At 63.3% G+C, this 1,756-nt stretch carries 3 protein-coding genes; 1 reads left to right on the plus strand and 2 read right to left on the minus strand.

Going from position 1 to position 1,756, the window contains the following annotated elements:
- A partial coding sequence (locus AC1D00_RS39715; RefSeq protein WP_477014451.1) for a hypothetical protein occupies positions 1-359 on the minus strand: 359 nt, incomplete at its 3' end.
- Positions 360-370: 11 nt separating this feature from the next.
- A complete protein-coding gene (locus AC1D00_RS39720; protein ID WP_477014452.1) occupies positions 371-871 on the minus strand; it encodes a hypothetical protein in 501 nt (166 codons plus the stop codon).
- A 296-nt stretch (positions 872-1,167) separates the two neighbouring features.
- On the opposite strand from AC1D00_RS39720, the gene AC1D00_RS39725 reads away from it, so the two are divergent.
- On the plus strand, positions 1,168-1,756 hold a 589-nt coding region (locus AC1D00_RS39725; RefSeq protein WP_477014453.1), incomplete at its 3' end, for a cache domain-containing protein.

Genomic DNA, 1,756 nt, shown 5'->3' on the forward strand with positions numbered 1-1,756 from the left:
GCCAGCAGCTGCATCAATTCCGCCTCGTCCTTCGACAGGCRCCGGCACGACGGCGGCATGAAGCACAGCTCGCACGGCCGGCCGCTGCGCAGGATCCTGACGAGCGCCGCAGCCCGTGCGACCAGCAACGGGCTGTCGGCAACGCCGGGCGCTTCATCGGCAAAGCGATAGGCCGCCTCCCAGCAATCGGAGGCGCCGGTCGCATAGGCAGCTCCAATGAAGCGGAACAACGAGAGCGCGACGCGGCAGAATGGATCGTAGTTTTCGATGCTCGGACGGGCCGCAAGCGCGGCCTGGAGCGGACAGGGTCGCGACTGGCAGGCCGGGTCAGGCACAGGATTGCTCGTAGCCTCCATCATGAACGATCTCGTCAATGCAATGTGGGACTGCCCACAAGCCAGCTCTTCATCACCATCGTCCGGTCCTGGTCAGAAGGCTCGACGTGCCGGTCAGGAAGAATGAGGCCGGCCATGCGGAAGATGGTCGCAAGTCCCCGCACCGGCGCCAGCGCCCAATCGGCGCCCACCGGTGGCAGCCAGCGCTCGAACTGCTCGCGCGCGACATCGTCGCGCTCCCTCTGCGCGGCGGCGATCGCCCGCAGGATTCCGTGCTCGCTCTCCGACATGCGCGGACAGGTGGGACAATGCACTTCGATCGCCGTATGCGCCGTGCAGGCGAAGATCTCGATGATCGCTTCCAGTGATGGCACGGCATCGCCCACGCGGAAATGGTCATACACCTGCTGGATGTCGGCCGCGGTCGGAACGGCACTTCCGCTGCGCGCCTTGGCGCGAAAGCCCCAGATGAAGAGCCRCTCGGCCGCGGTCAGTGCGGGAAGGTCGATGGGCTTGGCATATGTCGATTGATGCATTGAGCCTCTGGCCTTTCGCTGCGGGCACGCCGCGTCTGGCGCTGACTGTTTGCGCCGATCGTTCTGCCAGAGCCTGTCGCAAGTCAACGCGTCGAAGGCCGATATCGAGGTCTTCTAGATTTGAAGCGTTTGGATTTCGGATGCGGCCGGCCCCGCAAACCTGCCGGGCCGCACGCGGCATGCCGGCTGCCTGCCCACGCGATCTCAAGGGGATTTGGGGAACCCGAATGCTTAAAGCTTTGCTAAGGGGAACGGGATAAACAGGCATATCAGCCCTTCCAATTTTGCGAGCCCCGATGATTTTCTCCCGCATCAGTTTCAAGCTGGTCCTGATTGTCGGCATCAGCCTCCTCGGCATGATTGCGCTGGCGCCAATCGCGCTTTCGACCCTGCGCACGCAGATGGTCGCCGATCGCCAGGCCAAGACGCAGCAGATGGTGGATGTCGGCTACGGCATCCTGGCGCACTATCAGAAGCTCGAGAGCGAAGGAAAACTCCCGCGCGAACAGGCACAGGCCGCCGCGATGGCGGAGATCAAGAGCCTGCGCTACGACAAGGTCGAGTATTTCTGGATCAATGACATGACCCCCAAAATGGTCATGCACCCGATCAAGCCCGAGCTTGACGGCAAGGACCTTTCGGGGATGAAGGACCCCGCCGGCAACGCGCTGTTCGTGGGCTTCGTTGACGTCGTCAACAAGCAGGGCGCCGGCTTCTACAGCTATCTGTGGCCGAAGCCCGGCTTCGACCAGCCGGTCGGGAAGATCTCCTATGTGAAGGGCTTTGCGCCCTGGGGCTGGATCATCGGCACCGGCATCTATCTCGACGACGTCGATGCCGTGTTCCGCCAGAACGCGACGACGTTCGCGCTGGTCTGTCTTGCCG

The organism is Bradyrhizobium sp. P2_E8, assembly GCF_056403875.1.